Here is a 19,073-nt window from a genome sequence, read left to right as displayed (position 1 = left end):
CTAAGCCCAAAATGTCCGTAAATTTTAGGCTAAAGTTACTTATCTAAAAGCTCTTTTATCGTCTTTGCCATCTCATCGATCGATGATGCTGCGTTTAAATTTATCAGATATTTGCCGCTTACCACAAAGGCTGGCACACCGCTGATACTTGCTACATCATAAGAGGCAAACCACTCGTTTAAAAGCTCTTTTGCACGATCTGAGCTTAGCGCTTTTTCGTATTCGTCTTTGCTCACGTGAGCCGCATTTAGTGCTAGATCTATAAATCTTTGCTTGTCTTTGCCGTCATTAAAGTCATCTTTTTCATCATGTCTTGCTTTATAGATCGCAAATTTTGCTTGCTTAAATTTTGACTCATCGCTTAGTAGATTAGTGCCATTTGCCTCATCTATCGATATAAGAGCGGCAAAAATTTTACTCGCAGTCTCGCCAAGTTTGCCTTTTGTGCTTAGATGATATGGGATAAATTTCACATCTTCAAGCTTTGACATCAGCTTTTTTGTAATCGTTCGGTCAAATTTATAGCAGTGCGGGCAGTCATAGCTAAAGACCTTAACGACTGAATTTTTAGGTACGTTAAGCGGTTTTGCTAGAGTTTGATACTCCACACCTTCAGTGAGTGCTGATAAATTTAGCGCAAAAAACGCACTTAAAATTAGCATTTTTATAAGCTTCATCTTTGCTCCTTATTTTACTAGATCAGCTAGCACTCTTGCGGCGTGGTCTTTGGCTTTTACGCTTTTGTAAATTTTAACTATCTTGCCGTCTTTGCCGATCACAAAGGTGCTTCTAACGATGCCAAGATACTCTTTGCCGTAGTTTTTCTTGACCTGCCAAACGCCATAAAGCTTTGAAATTTCTTTATCCTCATCGCTTAAGAGGATGTGCTTTAAATTTTGCTTTGCGATAAAGCCCACATGCGACTTCACACTATCTGGACTAACGCCGATGATGACGGTATCATTTTTGATAAACTGATCGTAGTTTGCGCTAAATTCGCAAGCCTCAGTCGTGCAGCCTGGAGTGTTGTCTTTTGGGTAGAAGTAAAGCACCACGTTTTTGCCTATAAAGTCCTTTAATGCGACCTTTACGCCATCTTGATTTAGCGCTTCAAACTCTGGCGCTTTGTCGCCAACTTCAAGCGTTATCTTTCTCTCAATGTCTGCTTTGCTAAATTCGCTCATTTCATCCCCTTTCTTTTGTCCTCTACGCTCTCGCCACCTACGCCGATATTGCCAGCATCGTGAGTTTCGATAAAGATCATAACCGCCTCTTTTTTCTTGCCAAGAACTCTTACGAGCGTCTCGGTTACTTCTTTAAAAACTTGATCTTTTTGCTCTTTTGTAGGCTCTGGGCCTGCTATTTTGATATTAACATAAGGCATTTTTGCTCCTTTTTTAAGATGCAAAATATTAGCCAAAATGAGTGAAATTTCAGATTAAAGCCGTTATTTAAGAATTTGGCATTAAAATAAGCAAACTTCCAAAAGGAGCGAAAAATGGACTATAACAGGCAAAATAAGGGCTTTGTTTGCTTTATGTATGGCTTTGGACGAAGCAGGGCGGTTTATGCGGTTTTGATGATACTAATGGCGCTTTTGGCTGGCTTTTTAACGCTTACTTCAAGCGCTCAAGCTGACGTTTCAAATTTACAAATAGCCCTTGGCATCATACTTTGTGGCCTTTTGCTGATCCTTGTAAATCCTAAAATTTTCATCATCAAGCTAATTGGCTACTTAATCGCCTTAGCTGGCGTTATGATCGCCCTTCACAACGCAAATTTGCTAGGAGCTGATTTTAATTTATATTTTTATGCAAGCCTTATTTTTGGGGCATTTATGATGCTTATGCTTCTTAGCTGGTTTGTCTATAATGCAAGAAGCAGCGAAATAAATGAAATTTAGTTCGCCACTCCCATTAGCACGCTTGTGTAGGTGTTTTGCTTAGGCTCTGAGCTTGTTGCATCGTTTATATTTATGCGGCCAGCCTCAAGCCCAGCTTTTATAAGCGCCTCTTTTACCGCATTTGCACGCTCATTTGCAAGCTCTATTAGCTTTGCTTTATCGACCTCGATGCTCTTTAGCGCCTCTTCTCTTAAGGCTTTTTCGCTTCTATCTTTTAAATTTGGCACAAGCTCATTTAAAACTGCGATGTAGTCTTTGCCGCTTGAAGCGATGATTTGATTGATCTTTTGATCTAGTTTTTTGTTCTTATAAAAGCTCTCATCGAGTTTTGAGTATGTTGGCGTTATGCTAAGCTTCATTTTAGGTTTTGAGCCAGTTAGCTTTATGAAATCAGCTATCTTAGGCGCTTCTGAGCTTATAAGCTCGCTACTTCCAGCAAGAAAATCAATAGAGCTAAGATCTTTGCTGCCAAGTCCTAAAGCGTTGCCTAAAAATCTAAATGGAGCTAGCGTGATGTCAGCAAAGAGCTTTTTCACAGCTGCCCAGATGACGCCGCCATATTTAAAGTCAGGATCGTCTAAATTTCCCTCAACCGGCAGGTCGATGTTTATTTGATTATTTTGATCGCTAAGTATCGAGATAGCAAGCGAAAGTGGTAAATTTACAGCGTCTTTTGAATCAACCTTCTCTCCAAGTGTAAGTGAGTCAAAATTTATGAAATTTGAGCCATTTAATTTTGAGTCGACGACGCTGTAGTTTAGGTTTAAATTTAGCTTGCCTTTTTTGATCTTATAGCCAACAAACTGCCCACTATATGGCGTTATATCAGTTAGATCGATATCTTTAAAGTCAAGCTTTATGTCGGTATTTTGCTTTAGCTCAAATGGAAAGAGTTTTGCGGTGATCTGCGCAAAGCCATTTTTACCAACCACACCTTGAAACTCGCCTGAGCTTGGGCGCTTTTTATCGATGTCAGTGAGCTTGCCATTTAGCTTTGAGATCGTTGTGGCAAATGGCATAAATAGCGATGCGTCCGAGAAATCAACCTCGCCATTTTTTAAAGAGAAGTTTTTAACGCTAAATTTTAGCTCGTCATCTTTTTTGCTAGCTGCCTTTTTGCTCTCAGGTTTTGTCTCGGTTTTAGCCTTGTTTTTATCCTCTTTTACGATCTGAGATAGGTTAAATTTACGCTCTTTGCTTAGATGAGCCTTGATAAATGGCGAATTTAAGCTCACTCCGCTTATGGCAAGGTCATTTTTGGCAAATGAAATTTTTTCAAGATCTAGGCTTTTAAAGGCGATTAGTTTTTCAGTTTTTTTGCCATTTAGCCTTATATCTTTGATGCTAACTTTTGCGTCTGCTTTGATATCTTTTGCGTAGTGAAGCTGGGCATCTGCGCTCATCTGACCGCTAGCTAGAGATGCTTCTAAAAACGGCTTTGCATAGGCAAAATACTTTGGTAAATTTGTATCATTTAGCTTGATCTTCGCACTCACATCAAGTGGCTCGATCTTTATCTTGGACTCAACATCCAAATTTAGCTTTTGCGAGCTCTTCATCGCCACTTTTGCGTCAAATGGCTTGCTAAAATCGCTGCTTAAATTTGCTACTTTTACAAAAAGATTATCAAATTTATGAGCGATCTTCTCGCCTTCAAAAAGGTGCGTCAAAGCGATATCTGCGTTATTTACACTTATATTTTTTACATCAAATTTAAACTCATTTTCTTTGCTTTTTGAAGCGCTTTTGTTTTCAGTCTTTTTCTCTACTTTTTTATTGTGTTTTGCCGCCTTTGTAGCTTTTGCGCTCTGCTCGCCAAATCCTAGCTCACTTACAGCGCTTAGACCATTGTCGTTTAGTTCTGAAGCAAATTTAGGCTTATTAACATCGACACTAGCGATATTTAGAGCCATTTTTAAAAGATCAAAGCTTATGCTCTTTACCCCCACATCAGCGACGCTTGCTATATCTTTATTTTTTGCTTTAAGCTCTATGTTTTTTACATTTAGCTCATCAAGGCTCGCAAGGCTTTTGTTGCCATCCATTGTGAAGCTTGTATTTGTCGCGCCAGCACTTGCTACATTTGCATTTGCGTTTTTGCTAAGTGGCGCATTGATGCCATTAAGTGCTATTTTTTCAAGCGTTAGAGCGGTTTTGTTATTTGCTAAATTTATATTTAAATTTGAAGCATTTATATCTTTTAAATTTGCTAAATTTCTATCTGCTTCATCAACTTTAAGAGCGTTTACGCCTATGCTTTTTAGCTTGGCTGTGGCGTTTAGCTCGCTTTTTTCATTTAAATTTGCAAGAAGCGAGATATCACTTAAATTTAGTGATTTTACGCTTGCGGAGATAGCATTTTTAAAAGAGATATCATTTAAATTTATAGCGCTTAAATTTAGCGCAGCCTCTGTTTTATCCGCTATCTTACTAACAAGATCAAATTTTGGAAGCTCTAGCTCGCCAAGGCTAAGCTCATTTGCGCCTTCATCTAAACTTAGTCCTTTTATATTTAAAAAGCCATCTTTTAAATTTATCCTAGTTGCGTTCTCATCGGCTTTTAAAGCGTAGTTTATCTTTAAGTTTATAATGGCATTTTTTAGATTTAACGTGTCATTATCGATAAAACTTATCGCAACTGGCTTTATGCTAAAGTCTTTTATGCTGACATTGCCCTCTATTTTTAGTGGATTTAGCTTGATATCGCCATTTAGATCGATCTTGTGCGCTAGGCTTGAGTTTGAGTCAAAGATGTGACTGCCAGCGCTATTTTTCTTCGTATTTAGCGAGCTTAGCTCGTAGTTTATATCATCAAAGCTTACATTAAATGGCTTTGTTAAATTTTGATCGCTATATGAAAATGAACCTTTGATGATCTTGGCGTTATTTAGCGCGAAATTTATCGAGCTGGTGCTTTTATCATCGCTGGTTGCGTTATCATCGCTTATAAAATTGCTAAAGTTAAAATTTGCTTTTTTATCTCTTGTGATCTTTACTTTTGGCTCATCTAGCCTAAAAATGTCTATCTCAACTAGCTTTTTAAAGATAGAAAATGGCTTTAGCTTAAGGTCGATCTGCTTCGTGCTAAAAAGCGGAGAAGTGGTGTTTAGCTCGGCATTTGTAGCGTTTAGCTCGAAGGTAAATGGGTTAAATTTAGCATCACTTACAAAAAGCGTTGCGTTGTAGTCTTTTAGGTATTTTGGTGCGATATTTTTGATAGCATAAGGCAGACCAAAAAAGCCAAGAAGCGTGTAGATAAGCAAAAGTGAAACTACGCAGATGCCGGTGATTAGGGCTATTTTTTTCTTTTTATCCATTGGAAATTTACCTTTTTGTAAGCTAAAATGAGCCTTGATTTTACTTTAAAAAAGGTTAAAAGTTAGTTAGAAATTTCAAATTTTCTATACATTAAATTTACACTTATCTTAATAATACTTTTATGCATTTCGTATTACTATTCGTCAAATATTTTTTAAACAAAGGAGCGAGTGATGAAGAGATTTTTGGCTTTATTGTTTTTGTTGTTTTCTGCCTTTGCTTATGCAAATGAAAATGCCGTTGTGGTCGCTATCGAGGAGCAAACACCTCGTATAAATCCACTCTACGACGAGGATCACGATCCTACGCTTTCACTGGTTTTTTCTGGACTTACTAGCCACGATGAAAATAGCCACGTCGTGCCTGAGCTTGCCAAGTCTTGGCAGGTGAGCGATGACGGTCTGGAGTATGTTTTTGAGCTAAGAGATGATGCGTTTTGGCATGACGGGGTAAAATTTAGCGCAAAGGACGTTAAATTTACCATCGAAGCGGCTCAAGATAAGAAGCTAAATGCCCCTGCTATCTCAAACTACGAGGTGGTAAAAAGCGTTGAAATTTTGGGCGATTATAAAGTAAAGATCACGCTTAGTGAGCCTTTTCCGCCGTTTTTAGATGCGCTTAGCTTTGGCGTTTTGCCTGAGCACATTTTAAAGGGCAAAGATATCGCGACTGATAAATTTAATGACGCACCTATCGGCACTGGTGCATACAAGCTTGTAAAATGGAAAAAAGATGAGAGTTTGGAGTTTGTGGCAAATGATAAATTTTATAAAGGTGAGCCAAAGATAAAAAGGCTATTTTTAAAGATAGTTGGCGATGAAAATTTAAGGCTCGTTGGGCTTAAAAGCGGCGAAATCGACGTTGCGCTCATCTCTCCAACTGGTGTAAATTTCATAAAAGATGATAAAAAATTAAGCTTGCTTAAGTTTAAAAGTGCGGACTACAGGGCTTTGATGTTTAACTTTAATGATCCTATCTTTCAAGATAAAAATGTAAGGATAGCCCTAAACTACGCGGTTAATAAAGACGAGATAGTTAAAAAACTATTTCACGGATATGCAAGCGTAGCGAACAACCCGATAGAAAAAAGCTTTGCAAACGACAGCGAGTTTAAATTTAGCTACGATCCGCAAAAGGCTAGGGAGCTACTTGAAAAAAGCGGCTTTAAGAAAAACAAGGCTGGCTTTTTCGAGAAGGACGGCAAGGAGCTTGGCTTTGATATCTACGCTTTTAATAACGACATTTTAAGGGTCAATCTAGCCAAAATTTTAAGCAGCGAGTTTGAGAAATTTGGCGTGAGAGCCAAAGCCTATGCAAAGCCAAAAACAGCCTTTAGCATAAGCAAGGTCGATAGCTTTGTGATCGGCTGGGGAAGCCCATTTGATCCAGACTTTCACACATATAGAATTTTTGGCGGATTTGCCGACATCGATGTCAATGAAAATGGCTGGAATTTTAGCCACTACAAGGACGCAAACGTCGATCTTGCCCTAAAAAACGCAAGATACACAAAGGACGTGGAGCTTAGAAAAAAATACTACAAAGAATTTCTAAAAGCGCTTTTTGAAAATCCACCTTACATTTTTATAGCCTATCTTGACTATCCGCTCGTTTTTAACAACAAAATTTCAGGCATAAAGACGCAAATTTTAGGCCACCATGGGGCTGGATTTTTATGGAACATAAGAGAGTGGCAAGTAAAATAGTGGATAAAAACTTTGTTTAGAGCCATTTTAAAAACAGCGATCTCAAGCCTTGGGTTGCTGTTTTTCATCTCATTTTTTCTATTTTTGCTCATATATTTTTTGCCAGGAAACGTCACTGATGCGATGTTTTTGCGAAGTGAGGCGGTGAGCGTGGCTATAAAGGAGCAAATTTTAGAAAATTTGGGGCTAAAAGATGGCTTTTTTGTGCAGTATTTTAGATGGCTGGCTCACTTTGTTACTGGGGACTTTGGCACTAGTTTTGTAAGTGGGGCAAGCGTTTTTTTACTCATTAAAGAGAGACTTTTAAACTCGCTTATTTTGTTTTTTGCCTCATTTTTTCTGATAGTTTTTTTGTCATTTTTCTTGGGGCTTTTAAGCGCCATTTATAAGAATAAATTTGCCGATATCTTTATAAACTTTAGCTCCTTTTTGCTAGCTTCATTGCCACATTTTTACGTAGCACTCGTGCTAATAGCCATCTTTAGCGTCTATCTAAACGTGCTACCAAGCTCTGGCGCAAACGAGCTAGGCTCTAGCGGAGTAGGGGCTAAATTTATCATCTTGCCAACGCTTGCCATCATCTTGCCACACCTTGGCGCAAACGTGAAATTTGTAAGAGACAGGCTAAATCAAAGCCTAAACGCTGACTTTATCCAGACGGCTCACGCTAGAGGTTTGGGGCGGGGCAAAATTTATCTCTTTGCGATAAAGCACGCAAGCACCGATATAGTCTATTATTTCGCAACCCTTGTAGCTGGCGTTTTTGCTGGCTCATACGTCATTGAGAGCATTTTTTCATTTCCAGGCATTGGCAAGCTTAGCCTTGATGCAGTCATCGCCAAAGACTATCCAGTCGCACTTGCAACCATTTTGCTAACGGCTGTTTTTGTCGTTTTTGCAAATTTGCTAGCAAAAATTTTTGCTATCTTGGCAGATAAGAGAAATTTATGAGAAAAGTCATATTTTTCCTAGCCTGTTTTGTCTTTTTGTCGCTTGTCACATTTGCCTTTGTGACACCATTTTTTTCTAAATTTGAGCCAAATTTCACTGACTTTATGGCGGTAAATTTAGCTCCAAGTAGCGAGCATATCTTTGGCACTGACATCCTTGGTAGAGACAATCTCATAAGAGTAGCCTACGCGCTTAAAAACTCGCTTCTTATCTTGCTTTTAGCTGGCTTTTTAACGACGCTTTTCTCGCTCATCTACGCGTATTTTGGCACAAGCAAGAGCAGGATTTGCGAGAGCCTTTTTGACAAGGGACTTGATGCCTTTTTAAGTATCCCAAACATCGTTTTTATCATGCTTTTTAGCTCATTTAGTAGCGGAGATCTGCTTATAACATCTTTTATCATCGCCATTTGCTCGTTTATGCAGGGCGCAAAAGTCTTTATGCAAAATTTAAGACTTAGTAAAAAGTGCGACTACGCCGAGCAAGCCGTGATAAATGGAGCTGGTAAATTTAGCCTTATCTGCTTTGAAATTTTGCCAAATTTAAAGCATCTAATAGTTAGCATCTTTGGCATAAACGCGATAAATGCAGTCGTTATGGAGGCTACGCTTGGCTTTTTTGGCGTGGGTAGCGACGCAAATAAAATAAGCCTTGGCATCATGCTAAATGAGAGCAAAGAGGCACTTTTTCTTGGCTCTTGGTGGATGGTGCTTTTCCCTGGCGTGACGCTCTTTTTGCTCATCCTTGCAACCTCGATCATCACGTCAAATTCAAAAAATGGCAATATAAAAATATGATAGAGATTAAAAATTTAAACGTTTTTTATAAGGATAAGAAGCTTTTGCGAGAGCTTGATTTTGCCATGGGCGAGGGTAAATTTATAGGTATCACGGGTGCAAGTGGCAGCGGCAAATCGCTCTTTGCAAAGAGCTTAATAAGGCTTTTTGATGATAAATTTAGAGTGAGAGCGGATAAATTTAGTATTTATAAAAAAGATATCTTAAAACTTAGTCAAAATGAGCTAAAAGAGCACCGAAAAAAGGTCGCTGCGCTCGTTTTTCAAAACTCCGTTGCCAGCCTTCATCCGCTCTTAAACGTGGGCGATCACTTTAATGCCTATCTTGGCGGCGATAATAAATCAAATAAAGAGCTTGCATTTGCTTATTTTAGGGAGTTTGGGCTGGGTAATGCAAATCTCATCTGGCACAAATACTCATACGAGCTAAGTGGCGGTGAGGCGAGCCGTGTGCAGATCGCTCTTGCGCTTTGCTTGAAGCCAAAAATTTTAATCTGCGATGAGATAACAAGCGGGCTTGATAGCATTAGCGCTAGCCACGTGGCGGGCATTTTAGAGAGCCTAAAAGGCAAAATGAGCGTCATTTTTATCTCGCACGATGAGGCGCTAACGAACTATCTTAGTGATGAAATTTGGCAGATGAGAGATGGGCGGCTAAATTTAAAGGAAAATGCGTGAAAATCAGGCTTGAAAACGTATCAAAAAGTTTAAGCTTTAAGGAGCATTTTAACGCTAGAGCCGAAGTTTTGCACCTTTTAGAGGGGATAAGTTGCGAGCTTGATGATGGCGAAAATTTAGCCATTTTGGGTCAAAGTGGCAGTGGCAAAAGCACGCTTGCAAAGCTCATATCATTTAGCGAGCTAAAAAGCGGGGGAAAAATTTATATAAATAATGAAGAGATCACGGACAAAAATGAGCTTAAAAAAGATATCAGATATATCTTGCAAAACCAAAAACAAGCCCTAAATCCAGCACTAAAAGTAAAAACAGCCATCGCTCACGTGAGGTCATATCTTAAGCTTAGCTTTAGCCAAAATGAGCTCAAAGAGCTTCTAGCAAATTTAAATTTAAAAGATGAAATTTTAGGCAAATATCCGTCACAGCTAAGTGGCGGTGAGGCGACAAGAGTTGGGATACTGCTAGCGCTTCTTTCAAAGCCAAAAATCCTAATCTGCGACGAGATAACAAGCGGGCTTGATAATGAGACGAAGCAAAAGATCATAAATTTGCTTTTAAACTTGGATAAAAAGATCAGCATTATTTTTATCACGCACGATATCCTAAGTGCGATGAAGATAGCGCAAAAGGTGCTAATCATCGAATCTGGCAAGCAAGTGGCGTGGGGTAAATTTGAAGATCTTGCAAGCCAAAATGTCCTTAAAAAATACCTTGACGCGGCTAAATTTTATGACGCCAAACTTTGATATAATGCAAGCAAAAAAGGTCAAATTTGCTAGTTCATATCTGCTGCTCGGTCGATAGCCACTACTTTTTAGGGCGCCTACGAAAAGACTATCCAAATGAGCGAATAGTAGGCTATTTTTATGATCCAAACATACATCCATATAGCGAATTTTTACTGCGTTTTGAGGACGTGAAGCGAAGCTGCGAGAAGCTAGGCATCAAGCTAATATGTGGCGAATACGACTACAAAGCGTGGCTTGGTGGCACAAAAGGACTTGAAGATGAGCCAGAAAAGGGCAAAAGGTGCGAATACTGCTTTGATTTTCGTATGAAAGACTCAGCTAAAAAGGCGCTTGAGCTAGGACTTAGTAAGATCACGACGACACTTTTGATGAGCCCAAAAAAGGACTTTTCTCAGCTTAAAAAGGCGCTTGATGAGGCGGTGGCTGGCTCAAATTTAGAAGCGGTTGCGGTTGATTATAGAAAAAATGGCGGCACAAGCGAGCAGTTTATCCTTGCTAAAAAAGACAAGCTCTATCACCAAAACTACTGTGGCTGCGTCTTTGCGCTAAAAAAACAGCGCGACTCGCAAAATTTACCCCAAAGTGAGCTAATGAGCGAGCTTCATGCAAGGGCACTTTATGGAAGCATTGAGGCTAGGCTTGAGCTTTACAAAAAGGTGCGCCTTTGCGAGGCGAGAGGAGAGAAATTTCACCTTTTTAGAAGAAGGTTTTTAAACTACCGCCTTTTGCGTGCTAGCGTGAAATTTCAAAACGCTGTGGTGCCAAGCTACTTTGTGCTCTACTCTGGCTTTAAAAGAGAGAGCTTAAAGCTTAACGTAGAGCGCGACTGCGAGATGGACGATGAGCTAAAAGAGGGCGCGATATTTATGAGCATAGAGCGCTTTAATAAATTTACAAATAGTAAATTTAAAAGCGTTGATGAGCTTTGTAAAAGGCCGCTTGAGCTTGACGCTGAGATGAAATTTCGCCGTGATATAAGCGGGGAGTTTTCACAAAATCCTATCATCGTCTTAGACGAGGTCAAAAAGGGCAGCTACGAAATTTACGCAAAGGCTCTTTTTTACAACGACAGCGAAGAAATTTTGGTTTTAGAGGGCTAAATTTAGACCTATTAAGGCTAAATTTCAGAGATTTTAAAAGAGGCTAATAATTTTTTTCTTAGTATAAATTTGTTACAATCTGCCAAAATTTACATTACTAAGGCTAAAACGTGATAGACGTCGTAGAAATTCAAAAAATTCTCCCACATAGATTTCCATTTTTGCTTATCGATAGAGTTGTCGAGCTAGAGCCTGCGAAAAACATCGTCGCTTATAAAAATGTAACCATTGGCGAGCCGATATTTCAGGGGCACTTCCCAGGTCACCCGATCTATCCAGGTGTGATGATCATTGAGGGTATGGCGCAAGCTGGTGGCGTGCTAGCGTTTAAGAGTATGAGTGACGAGCACCAAGCTGGCATTGAAAACAAAGTGGTCTATTTTATGAGCATAGATGGGGCTAAATTTCGCCATCCAGTCCGCCCTGGAGATAGGCTAGAGTACAGACTAAACGTGTTAAAGCATAAGGGAAATATTTGGGTGCTTGAAGGCAAAGCATACGTAGACGACGTGCTATGCGCCGAGGCTGAACTAAAAGCGATGATAGTCGATAAATAGGCTTTTGCTTAAGAAAAAGAGAAAAAATGAAAAATATCCACCAAACAGCCGTTATAGAAGATGGAGCGATAATAGGAGATGACGCAAATATCGAGGCTTACGCATTTGTAAGTAAAGATACAGTCCTTGGCAACAACGTCACGATAAAACAAGGCGCAAGGGTGCTTGGCAAGACGAGGATCGGCGATAACTCTCGTGTATTTAGCTACGCCATCGTGGGCGACATCCCGCAAGATATCAGCTATAAAGATGAGGTCGATACTGGCGTCATCATCGGCGAGCACGCAACTATACGTGAGTTTTGCACGATAAACTCAGGCACGCACAAGGGCGATGGCATAACAAGGATCGGCGATAACGCCTTTATCATGGCATATTCTCACATCGCACACGACTGCATAATAGGCAGCAACGTCATTTTGGCAAATAATGCAACTCTAGCAGGTCACGTCGAGCTTGGTGACTACGCTGTTGTGGGCGGCCTTACACCTATTCACCAGTTTGTTAGAGTGGGGGAAAGCTGCATGGTCGCGGGGGCTAGTGCGCTCAGCCAAGATGTAGTGCCATTTTGCCTAGCTGAGGGCAACAGAGCCTATATAAGAAGTTTAAATTTAGTTGGCATTAGACGTAGATTTGACAAAGAGCAGGTTGAAGAGCTTGTTCGTGCTTATAAATTTTTGTTTAATCAAGGCATCAGCCTAAAAGATCAAGCAAATGAGCTGATCGCAAAAACCAGCGATGAAAATGTTAAAAAAATGTGTAAATTTATATTAGAAACGACAAGAGGAATTCCGCTTGCAAAAGGAAGAGATTAATGGCTAGAAAGTGTAATTTTTGTGGCGAGGCTGAGTCTGCTGAGAGAAGATTATTAGCAGATATCGAAGGAAACGCCTATATATGCGAGTACTGTATAGCAGCAGCATACGATATGATACATGGTGATACGAGTGTAGAAGAGAGCAAAAACGAAGAGGCGATAGAGTATCAAAAGCTCACACCAAAGGAGCTAAAAGCGGTACTTGATAACTACGTGATCGGTCAAGATAGGGCTAAAAAGGTCTTTAGCGTCGGCGTATATAACCACTATAAGAGAATTTTTAAACAAAGCGACATCAAAGACGACACCGAAATTTCAAAGTCAAACATCTTGCTTGTTGGTCCAACTGGTAGCGGCAAGACCTTGATGGCTCAGACTTTGGCGAGATTTCTTGACGTGCCTATCGCGATTTGCGATGCAACAAGCCTAACTGAGGCTGGATATGTCGGCGAGGACGTTGAAAATATCCTCACAAGGCTCTTGCAAGCTGCAAATGGCGACGTGAAAAAGGCGGAGCAGGGCATTGTATTTGTCGATGAGATCGATAAGATCGCTAGAATGAGCGAAAATAGAAGCATCACAAGAGATGTCTCAGGCGAGGGCGTGCAGCAAGCGCTTTTAAAGATCATCGAAGGCAGCGTCGTAAATATCCCACCAAAAGGCGGCAGAAAGCATCCAAATCAAGACTTCATCCAGATAGATACGACAAATATCTTATTTGTTTGCGGCGGTTCATTTGACGGACTTCTTGATATCATCGAGCGCAGAGTTGGTAAAAACGTACTTGGATTTAATCAAGAAAAACGTGGCAAAAACGAAAAAGAAAATTTACTAAGCCTGCTTGAGCCAGACGATCTTGTAAAATATGGCCTCATCCCAGAGCTCATCGGCAGACTTCACGTGGTGGCTACTTTAAATGAGATAACAAAAGAGGATATGGTTAAAATTTTGACCGAGCCAAAAAATGCGATATTAAAACAATATCAAAAGCTCTGTGCGATCGATGGTGCTACGCTTAAATTTGATGATGAGGCACTTGAAGAGATAGCGAGCCTTGCTATCGAGCGAAAGACCGGAGCAAGAGGGCTTAGAAGCATAATGGAAGAGCTCATGACAGATATAATGTATGATCTGCCAGAGCTAAAAGACTACGATATCGTGATCTCAAAAGAGACGGTAAAAGATAAGGCAAAGCCGATTTTGGTAAAGCACAATAAATTAACAGCGTAAAGGAAATAGATGTTTTTAGATCAGGTTATAGGTTTTTTCTCAAGTGATATGGGTATAGATTTAGGTACGGCAAACACTTTGGTTTTGGTAAAAGATAAGGGAATAATCATAAATGAACCATCAGTTGTTGCAGTAAGACGTGAAAAATATGGAAAACAAAAAATTCTAGCAGTCGGCCACGCTGCAAAAGAGATGGTGGGAAAAACTCCTGGCGACATCGAGGCGATAAGACCGATGAGAGATGGCGTTATCGCGGACTTTGATATGACAGAGAGGATGATACGCTACTTTATAGAAAAGACTCATAGAAGAAAAAATTTCTTACGCCCAAGGATCATCATCTCAGTTCCTTACGGACTTACTCAGGTTGAGAGAAAGGCTGTTAGAGAGAGCGCATTAAGTGCTGGTGCAAGAGAGGTATTTTTGATAGAAGAGCCTATGGCAGCAGCTATCGGAGCAAATTTACCAGTTAGAGAGCCACAAGGCAACCTTGTAGTTGATATCGGCGGTGGTACGACTGAGATCGGTGTCGTCTCACTTGGCGGTCTGGTAATATCAAAATCTATCCGCACAGCTGGCGATAAGATAGATAGCAGCATAGTTAATTACATAAAAGAAAAATACAACTTACTAATAGGTGAGAGAACAGGCGAGGAGATAAAGATCGCTGTGGGCTCTGCTGTGCAGCTTGAAAAAGAGCTAAGCGTAGTGGTAAAAGGACGCGATCAAGTGAGCGGGCTTTTAAGCAGGGTTGAGCTAACAAGTGAAGACGTGAGAGAGGCGATGAGAGAGCCGCTAAAAGAGATCGCAGATGCGCTAAAAACCGTGCTTGAGATGATGCCGCCTGATCTTGCTGGCGATATCGTCGAGACTGGTATCGTGCTAACTGGCGGTGGAGCGCTCATTAGAGGGCTTGACAAGTTCTTGTCTGATATCGTTAAACTTCCAGTATTTGTAGCTGATGAGCCGCTTCTTGCTGTTGCTAGAGGCACAGGCAAGGCACTTCAAGAGATCGGACTTTTACAACAGCTAACAAATGAAGAGTAAGATTGTTCTTTTTGTTTTTATAGCGTTGCTTGCTGGCGCCTCGATGTTTAAGGGCGAAATTTTAAGCAACATTTCTATCAAATTTAGCAACTACGCTATAAATTCATACGACAATTTTGCCAAAAGCGTGAAAGATTATATAAATGAATATTTTAGGCAGGCTAGCGAGATAGAAAGGCTAAGAGCGCAAAACAAAGAGCTAGAGCGCTCAGCTACGCTTCTATCTACTTTTGCAAACGAGCTAAATCAAATTTTAAAAGATAAAAACTCAACTGCCTACGCCCCAGCTGTAAAGCTAGTAAAAGGGCTTAGCTACGTTCATATTGGGGATTATAATAAAATTTGGATAAGCGAGTTTGAAGGATACGACCCAAATAAAATTTACGGTCTCATCTATCAAGGAAGCAGTGCTGGCATCGTCATCGCAAAAGACGGCAAGCCACTAGCCTACTTGCAAAATGACCCAAAAAGTATATTTGCAGTCTATATAGGAAACGAGAAAATTCCAGGCGTCGCGCATGGAAATCAAGGTCAAATAATGGTGAAATTTATCCCACAATGGCTCAGCCCAAAAGAGGGCGATGAGGTCTTTACGAGCGGGCTTGATGGGATATTTTTTAGTGGGGTGCCAGTAGGGCGCGTGAGTAAAATTTTAAAAGAGAGCTCCTATCAAAGCGTGATAGTTGAGCCCTATGCGAAGCTAAACATACCAAACTACCTATACGTTGTAACAAAGGAAAAATGATGCCAAAAAGAACAGATATAAATACCATTTTGCTAATCGGCTCAGGCCCTATCGTCATCGGTCAAGCCTGCGAATTTGACTACTCAGGCACGCAAGCAGCCAAGACACTAAAAGAACTTGGATACCGCGTAGTGCTTATCAACTCAAACCCAGCCACCATCATGACTGACCCAAATTTCGCCGACGCAACGTATATAGAGCCGATCACAAAAGATAGCATTTTAAAGATTATTGAAAAAGAAAATATTGATGCTATCTTGCCAACGATGGGCGGTCAAGTGGCGCTAAATGCCGCTATGGAAGTCTTTGAGAGTGGCCTTTTAAAAGATGTCAAATTTCTTGGTGCAAACCCAGAAGCGATAAAAAAGGGCGAAGATAGACAAATTTTTAAAGCGACCATGCAAAAGATCGGCATGGACCTGCCTGAGAGTAGATATGCTTATAACATGGACGACGCGCTAAATGCGGCAAACGAGATAGGCTTTCCGCTCATCATAAGAGCTAGCTACACGCTTGGTGGCGCAGGAAGCGGCGTGGCTTACAATATGGACGAATTTAAAGAGCTAGCCAACACTGGCCTTGACGCAAGCCCGATACATGAAATTTTGATAGAAGAGAGCTTGCTTGGCTGGAAAGAGTATGAGATGGAGGTCATCAGAGATAGAAATGACAACTGCATCATCGTCTGCTCGATCGAAAATTTCGATCCAATGGGCGTGCATACAGGCGATAGCATCACAGTCGCACCAGCACTCACACTCACAGATAAAGAGTATCAGGCGATGCGTGACGCTAGCTTTGCCATACTTCGTGAGATCGGCGTTGATACTGGCGGCAGCAACGTGCAGTTTGCCATAGACCCAAAAACGGGCCGTATGATCGTTATCGAGATGAACCCACGCGTTAGCCGAAGCTCAGCACTTGCTAGTAAGGCTACTGGCTATCCGATCGCAAAGGTTGCGACACTGCTTGCAGTTGGCTTTAGCCTAGATGAGATCAAAAACGACATCACTGGCACGCCTGCTAGCTTTGAGCCGGTGATTGATTATATCGTGACAAAGATCCCACGCTTTACATTTGAGAAATTCCCAGGATCAAACCCATATCTAGGCACTGCGATGAAGTCAGTTGGCGAGGTTATGGCGATAGGTAGGACATTTAAAGAGAGTATCCAAAAGGCGCTTTGTAGCCTAGAGCGCGATCTTTGCGGATTTAACAGCCTTAGCCTAGAGAAAAACACTTTGATTTATGGCATCAGAAATGCAAATGAGAGAAGAATTTTATATCTAGCACAAGCATTTAGAGATGGCTTTAGCGTGGCTGAGGTGCATGAGTTTAGCAAGATCGATCCTTGGTTTTTGGAGCAAATTTATGAGATAGTTAAATTTGAAGATAAGATAGACATGGATATCTTAAACAACGAAGAGCTGCTACGAGAGGCCAAAAGTATGGGCTTTTCAGACAAGATGATAGCTGTGCTTATAAATGAAAAAGACGATCTTGAGCTTAGCCAAAATGATATCTATTTTGCTAGGCAGAAGCTTGGCATCGAGCTTGAATACAACGAGGTCGATACTTGTGCGGGCGAGTTTAAGGCACTAACGCCGTATCTTTACTCAACCACAAATATCACTAAATTTCCTAAAAAAGAGCCTGTAAAAGACGCTAAAAAGGTGATGATAATAGGCGGCGGTCCAAACAGGATCGGCCAGGGTATAGAGTTTGACTACTGCTGCGTGCATGCAAGCTACGCCCTAAGAGACCTTGGCATAAAGACGATAATGTATAACTGCAACCCAGAAACCGTCTCAACCGACTACGACACGAGCGATATTTTGTACTTTGAGCCGATCGATTTTGAGCACATTAGATCGGTCATCGAGCGTGAAAAGCCAGACGGCGTGATCGTGCATTTTGGCGGCCAAACTCCGCTTAAATTTGCAAAGCGTCTAAGCGTGATCGGCGCTAAGATCATCGGCACAACCGCAAGAGTGATCGACGTGGCCGAGGATAGAAAGAAATTTAGCGAATTTATAAATAAAATAGGCGTCCTTCAGCCTAAAAACGACACCGCCACTAGTCTAGAAGAAGCCTTGCAAAAGGCCGCAAATATTGGCTACCCAGTGCTTGTTCGCCCAAGCTACGTTTTAGGCGGCAGAGCGATGAGAAGGGTGCATAACGAGAGTGAGCTAAAAGAGTATATGAGCGAGGCGGTAAAGGTTAGCAACCACTCGCCAGTGCTACTTGATAAATTTTTACAAGATGCAAAAGAGCTCGACGTAGACGCTATATGTGACGGCAAAGAGATCTATATAGGTGCGATAATGGAGCACATCGAGGAGGCTGGAATTCACTCTGGCGACTCAGCTTGCATATTGCCACCGATGAGTTTAAGTGATGAAATGATAAAAAAAGTGGAGAGGCAAACCAGAGATATCGCGCTAAATTTAGGCGTTGTTGGCCTTATGAATATCCAGTTTGCCATCTATGAAAACGAGCTTTATATGATCGAGGTAAATCCTCGCGCGAGCAGGACTGTGCCGTTTGTGAGCAAGGCTACTGGCGTGCCTATGGCAAAGGTAGCTACAAGAGTTATGTGGCAGGGAAATTTACGTGAGGCGCTTAAATTTTATGATGATTATAGAGTTGTTTATGAGGACGGCGACATCCTAAAACCTCGCGTAAGTTCGCATGTTTGTGTAAAAGAGTGCGTGTTGCCATTTAACAAGCTAAGTGGCGCCGATCTCATCCTTGGCCCTGAGATGAAGAGCACGGGCGAGGTCATGGGCATAAGCCACGACTTTGCAAGCTCATTTGCAAAGAGCCAGATCGCTGCTAGCAACACTTTGCCAAGCAAAGGCAGGGTATTTTTAACGCTAGCTGACGCTGATAAATCTTACGCGCCAGACCTTGCAAAAGAGCTAATAGCACTTGGTTTTAGCATCGTCGCAACTGGCGGTACGCATAAAATTTTAATCGATGCTGGCGTGGAGGCTGAGTTTGTCTATAAGATAAGCGAGGGCAGACCAAACGTCGAAGATAGGCTTAAAAATGGTGATATAGCACTTGTTATAAATACAAGCGATACTAAATCAAGCGTGGATGATGGCAAAAAGATCCGCCAAAATGTGCTTAGATTTAAGATCCCATACTTCACAACTATCCGTGCAGCACTTGCAGCTGCTAAGTCACTAAGCACAGTTCAAACTGGCAAAGCACTTGAGGTAAAAAGCTTGCAAGAGTATCTAAGCGAGAGATGAATCAAAAAGAGTGTGTAATAGAAGCGTTAGCTAGCCTTGGTGGTATGGCAACGCTTTTTGATCTCTATCATAAAACTGATGTGAGTACTTGGGGCAGCAAAACCCCGTTTGCTAGTATAAGGCGGATAGTGCAGACTAATAAATAATTTTATAAGATTAGAGCTGGGCTTTGGGGACTTTGTGATTTTAGAGATAAAAATTTAGCCAAAACAGGCG

At 41.0% G+C, this 19,073-nt stretch carries 18 protein-coding genes; 14 read left to right on the top strand and 4 right to left on the bottom strand.

Translation table 11 applies throughout. The features are described from left to right. Nucleotides 1-35: 35 nt before the first annotated feature. Genes B9N65_RS08170 through B9N65_RS08160 form a run of 3 tightly spaced genes read right to left on the bottom strand, consistent with a single transcriptional unit; the run spans nucleotide 36 to nucleotide 1,384 of the window. Nucleotides 36-677, bottom strand: a complete 642-nt coding sequence (locus B9N65_RS08170; RefSeq protein ID WP_087583524.1) for a thiol:disulfide interchange protein DsbA/DsbL — start codon at nucleotides 675-677, stop codon at nucleotides 36-38. A 9-nt stretch (nucleotides 678-686) separates the two neighbouring features. Further along, the gene (gene bcp, locus B9N65_RS08165) at nucleotides 687-1,184 is read right to left on the bottom strand and encodes a thioredoxin-dependent thiol peroxidase (RefSeq protein ID WP_087583523.1); all 498 of its coding nucleotides are present in this window, start codon (nucleotides 1,182-1,184) and stop codon (nucleotides 687-689) included. Beyond that, nucleotides 1,181-1,384, bottom strand: a complete 204-nt coding sequence (locus B9N65_RS08160) for a tautomerase family protein (RefSeq protein WP_009295389.1) — start codon at nucleotides 1,382-1,384, stop codon at nucleotides 1,181-1,183. The genes bcp and B9N65_RS08160 overlap by 4 nt, the downstream gene beginning before the upstream one ends. Nucleotides 1,385-1,498: 114 nt before the next feature. On the opposite strand from B9N65_RS08160, the gene B9N65_RS08155 reads away from it, so the two are divergent. Next, nucleotides 1,499-1,903 (top strand): hypothetical protein, encoded by a 405-nt coding sequence (locus tag B9N65_RS08155; RefSeq protein WP_021084112.1) that lies wholly within the window; start codon nucleotides 1,499-1,501, stop codon nucleotides 1,901-1,903. On the opposite strand, the gene B9N65_RS08150 is transcribed toward B9N65_RS08155, so the two are convergent. Further along, nucleotides 1,900-5,220, bottom strand: a complete 3,321-nt coding sequence (locus B9N65_RS08150) for a DUF748 domain-containing protein (protein ID WP_087583522.1) — start codon at nucleotides 5,218-5,220, stop codon at nucleotides 1,900-1,902. The two genes, B9N65_RS08155 and B9N65_RS08150, sit on opposite strands and share 4 nt — an antisense overlap. A 174-nt stretch (nucleotides 5,221-5,394) precedes the next feature. Between B9N65_RS08150 and B9N65_RS08145 the strand changes: the two genes are divergently transcribed. The 13 genes from B9N65_RS08145 to B9N65_RS11305 all read left to right on the top strand — a co-directional run bounded on the left by B9N65_RS08145 (nucleotide 5,395) and on the right by B9N65_RS11305 (nucleotide 19,003). Beyond that, entirely contained in the window at nucleotides 5,395-6,927 is a 1,533-nt protein-coding gene (locus B9N65_RS08145; protein ID WP_087583521.1) for an ABC transporter substrate-binding protein, read from the top strand. Nucleotides 6,928-6,939: 12 nt separating this feature from the next. Beyond that, nucleotides 6,940-7,878 carry an ABC transporter permease gene (locus B9N65_RS08140; RefSeq protein WP_087583520.1) on the top strand — a complete coding sequence of 313 codons (939 nt, stop codon included), beginning with the start codon at nucleotides 6,940-6,942 and terminating at the stop codon, nucleotides 7,876-7,878. Then, on the top strand, nucleotides 7,875-8,675 hold the full coding sequence (locus tag B9N65_RS08135; protein WP_087583519.1) for an ABC transporter permease: 801 nt from the start codon (nucleotides 7,875-7,877) through the stop codon (nucleotides 8,673-8,675). Before B9N65_RS08140 ends, B9N65_RS08135 begins: the two co-directional genes overlap by 4 nt. Beyond that, nucleotides 8,672-9,352, top strand: coding sequence for an ATP-binding cassette domain-containing protein (locus B9N65_RS08130; RefSeq protein ID WP_087583518.1), 681 nt, complete (start codon nucleotides 8,672-8,674; stop codon nucleotides 9,350-9,352). Before B9N65_RS08135 ends, B9N65_RS08130 begins: the two co-directional genes overlap by 4 nt. After that, entirely contained in the window at nucleotides 9,349-10,098 is a 750-nt protein-coding gene (locus B9N65_RS08125) for an ATP-binding cassette domain-containing protein (protein WP_087583517.1), read from the top strand. Before B9N65_RS08130 ends, B9N65_RS08125 begins: the two co-directional genes overlap by 4 nt. Nucleotides 10,099-10,124: 26 nt before the next feature. Next, nucleotides 10,125-11,201 (top strand): epoxyqueuosine reductase QueH, encoded by a 1,077-nt coding sequence (locus B9N65_RS08120; RefSeq protein ID WP_087583516.1) that lies wholly within the window; start codon nucleotides 10,125-10,127, stop codon nucleotides 11,199-11,201. A 110-nt stretch (nucleotides 11,202-11,311) separates the two neighbouring features. Beyond that, complete coding sequence (gene fabZ, locus B9N65_RS08115) at nucleotides 11,312-11,758, top strand: 3-hydroxyacyl-ACP dehydratase FabZ (protein ID WP_004317884.1); 447 nt, start codon at nucleotides 11,312-11,314, stop codon at nucleotides 11,756-11,758. Between the two features lie 26 nt (nucleotides 11,759-11,784). Next, nucleotides 11,785-12,573: an acyl-ACP--UDP-N-acetylglucosamine O-acyltransferase gene (gene lpxA, locus B9N65_RS08110; protein WP_087583515.1), complete on the top strand. Its 789-nt coding sequence runs from the start codon at nucleotides 11,785-11,787 to the stop codon at nucleotides 12,571-12,573. Next, nucleotides 12,573-13,805: an ATP-dependent Clp protease ATP-binding subunit ClpX gene (gene clpX / locus B9N65_RS08105; protein WP_087583514.1), complete on the top strand. Its 1,233-nt coding sequence runs from the start codon at nucleotides 12,573-12,575 to the stop codon at nucleotides 13,803-13,805. The genes lpxA and clpX overlap by 1 nt, the downstream gene beginning before the upstream one ends. Nucleotides 13,806-13,814: 9 nt before the next feature. After that, entirely contained in the window at nucleotides 13,815-14,852 is a 1,038-nt protein-coding gene (locus tag B9N65_RS08100) for a rod shape-determining protein (protein ID WP_002939972.1), read from the top strand. Beyond that, nucleotides 14,842-15,597 carry a rod shape-determining protein MreC gene (gene mreC, locus B9N65_RS08095; RefSeq protein ID WP_087583513.1) on the top strand — a complete coding sequence of 252 codons (756 nt, stop codon included), beginning with the start codon at nucleotides 14,842-14,844 and terminating at the stop codon, nucleotides 15,595-15,597. Before B9N65_RS08100 ends, mreC begins: the two co-directional genes overlap by 11 nt. Continuing rightward, on the top strand, nucleotides 15,597-18,857 hold the full coding sequence (gene carB, locus B9N65_RS08090) for a carbamoyl-phosphate synthase large subunit (protein ID WP_087583512.1): 3,261 nt from the start codon (nucleotides 15,597-15,599) through the stop codon (nucleotides 18,855-18,857). The genes mreC and carB overlap by 1 nt, the downstream gene beginning before the upstream one ends. Further along, nucleotides 18,854-19,003: a hypothetical protein gene (locus B9N65_RS11305; RefSeq protein WP_155242212.1), complete on the top strand. Its 150-nt coding sequence runs from the start codon at nucleotides 18,854-18,856 to the stop codon at nucleotides 19,001-19,003. Before carB ends, B9N65_RS11305 begins: the two co-directional genes overlap by 4 nt. Nucleotides 19,004-19,073: the final 70 nt, after the last annotated feature.

Origin of the sequence: Campylobacter concisus, from assembly GCF_002165815.1 — a bacterium.
GTDB lineage: Bacteria > Campylobacterota > Campylobacteria > Campylobacterales > Campylobacteraceae > Campylobacter_A > Campylobacter_A concisus_BH.
This window is presented reverse-complemented; position numbering and strand designations above follow the sequence as displayed.

Bases quoted from the DNA above. Each gene is read 5' to 3' on its own strand.
- B9N65_RS08170 (WP_087583524.1), bottom strand. From the start codon at position 677: ATGAAGCTTATAAAAATGCTAATTTTAAGTGCGTTTTTTGCGCTAAAT.
- clpX (WP_087583514.1), top strand. From the start codon at position 12,573: ATGGCTAGAAAGTGTAATTTTTGTGGCGAGGCTGAGTCTGCTGAGAGA.
- B9N65_RS11305 (WP_155242212.1), top strand. From the start codon at position 18,854: ATGAATCAAAAAGAGTGTGTAATAGAAGCGTTAGCTAGCCTTGGTGGT.
- lpxA (WP_087583515.1), top strand. From the start codon at position 11,785: ATGAAAAATATCCACCAAACAGCCGTTATAGAAGATGGAGCGATAATA.
- B9N65_RS08160 (WP_009295389.1), bottom strand. From the start codon at position 1,384: ATGCCTTATGTTAATATCAAAATAGCAGGCCCAGAGCCTACAAAAGAG.
- B9N65_RS08145 (WP_087583521.1), top strand. From the start codon at position 5,395: ATGAAGAGATTTTTGGCTTTATTGTTTTTGTTGTTTTCTGCCTTTGCT.
- carB (WP_087583512.1), top strand. From the start codon at position 15,597: ATGCCAAAAAGAACAGATATAAATACCATTTTGCTAATCGGCTCAGGC.
- B9N65_RS08150 (WP_087583522.1), bottom strand. From the start codon at position 5,220: ATGGATAAAAAGAAAAAAATAGCCCTAATCACCGGCATCTGCGTAGTT.
- mreC (WP_087583513.1), top strand. From the start codon at position 14,842: ATGAAGAGTAAGATTGTTCTTTTTGTTTTTATAGCGTTGCTTGCTGGC.
- bcp (WP_087583523.1), bottom strand. From the start codon at position 1,184: ATGAGCGAATTTAGCAAAGCAGACATTGAGAGAAAGATAACGCTTGAA.
- B9N65_RS08155 (WP_021084112.1), top strand. From the start codon at position 1,499: ATGGACTATAACAGGCAAAATAAGGGCTTTGTTTGCTTTATGTATGGC.
- B9N65_RS08135 (WP_087583519.1), top strand. From the start codon at position 7,875: ATGAGAAAAGTCATATTTTTCCTAGCCTGTTTTGTCTTTTTGTCGCTT.
- B9N65_RS08130 (WP_087583518.1), top strand. From the start codon at position 8,672: ATGATAGAGATTAAAAATTTAAACGTTTTTTATAAGGATAAGAAGCTT.
- B9N65_RS08100 (WP_002939972.1), top strand. From the start codon at position 13,815: ATGTTTTTAGATCAGGTTATAGGTTTTTTCTCAAGTGATATGGGTATA.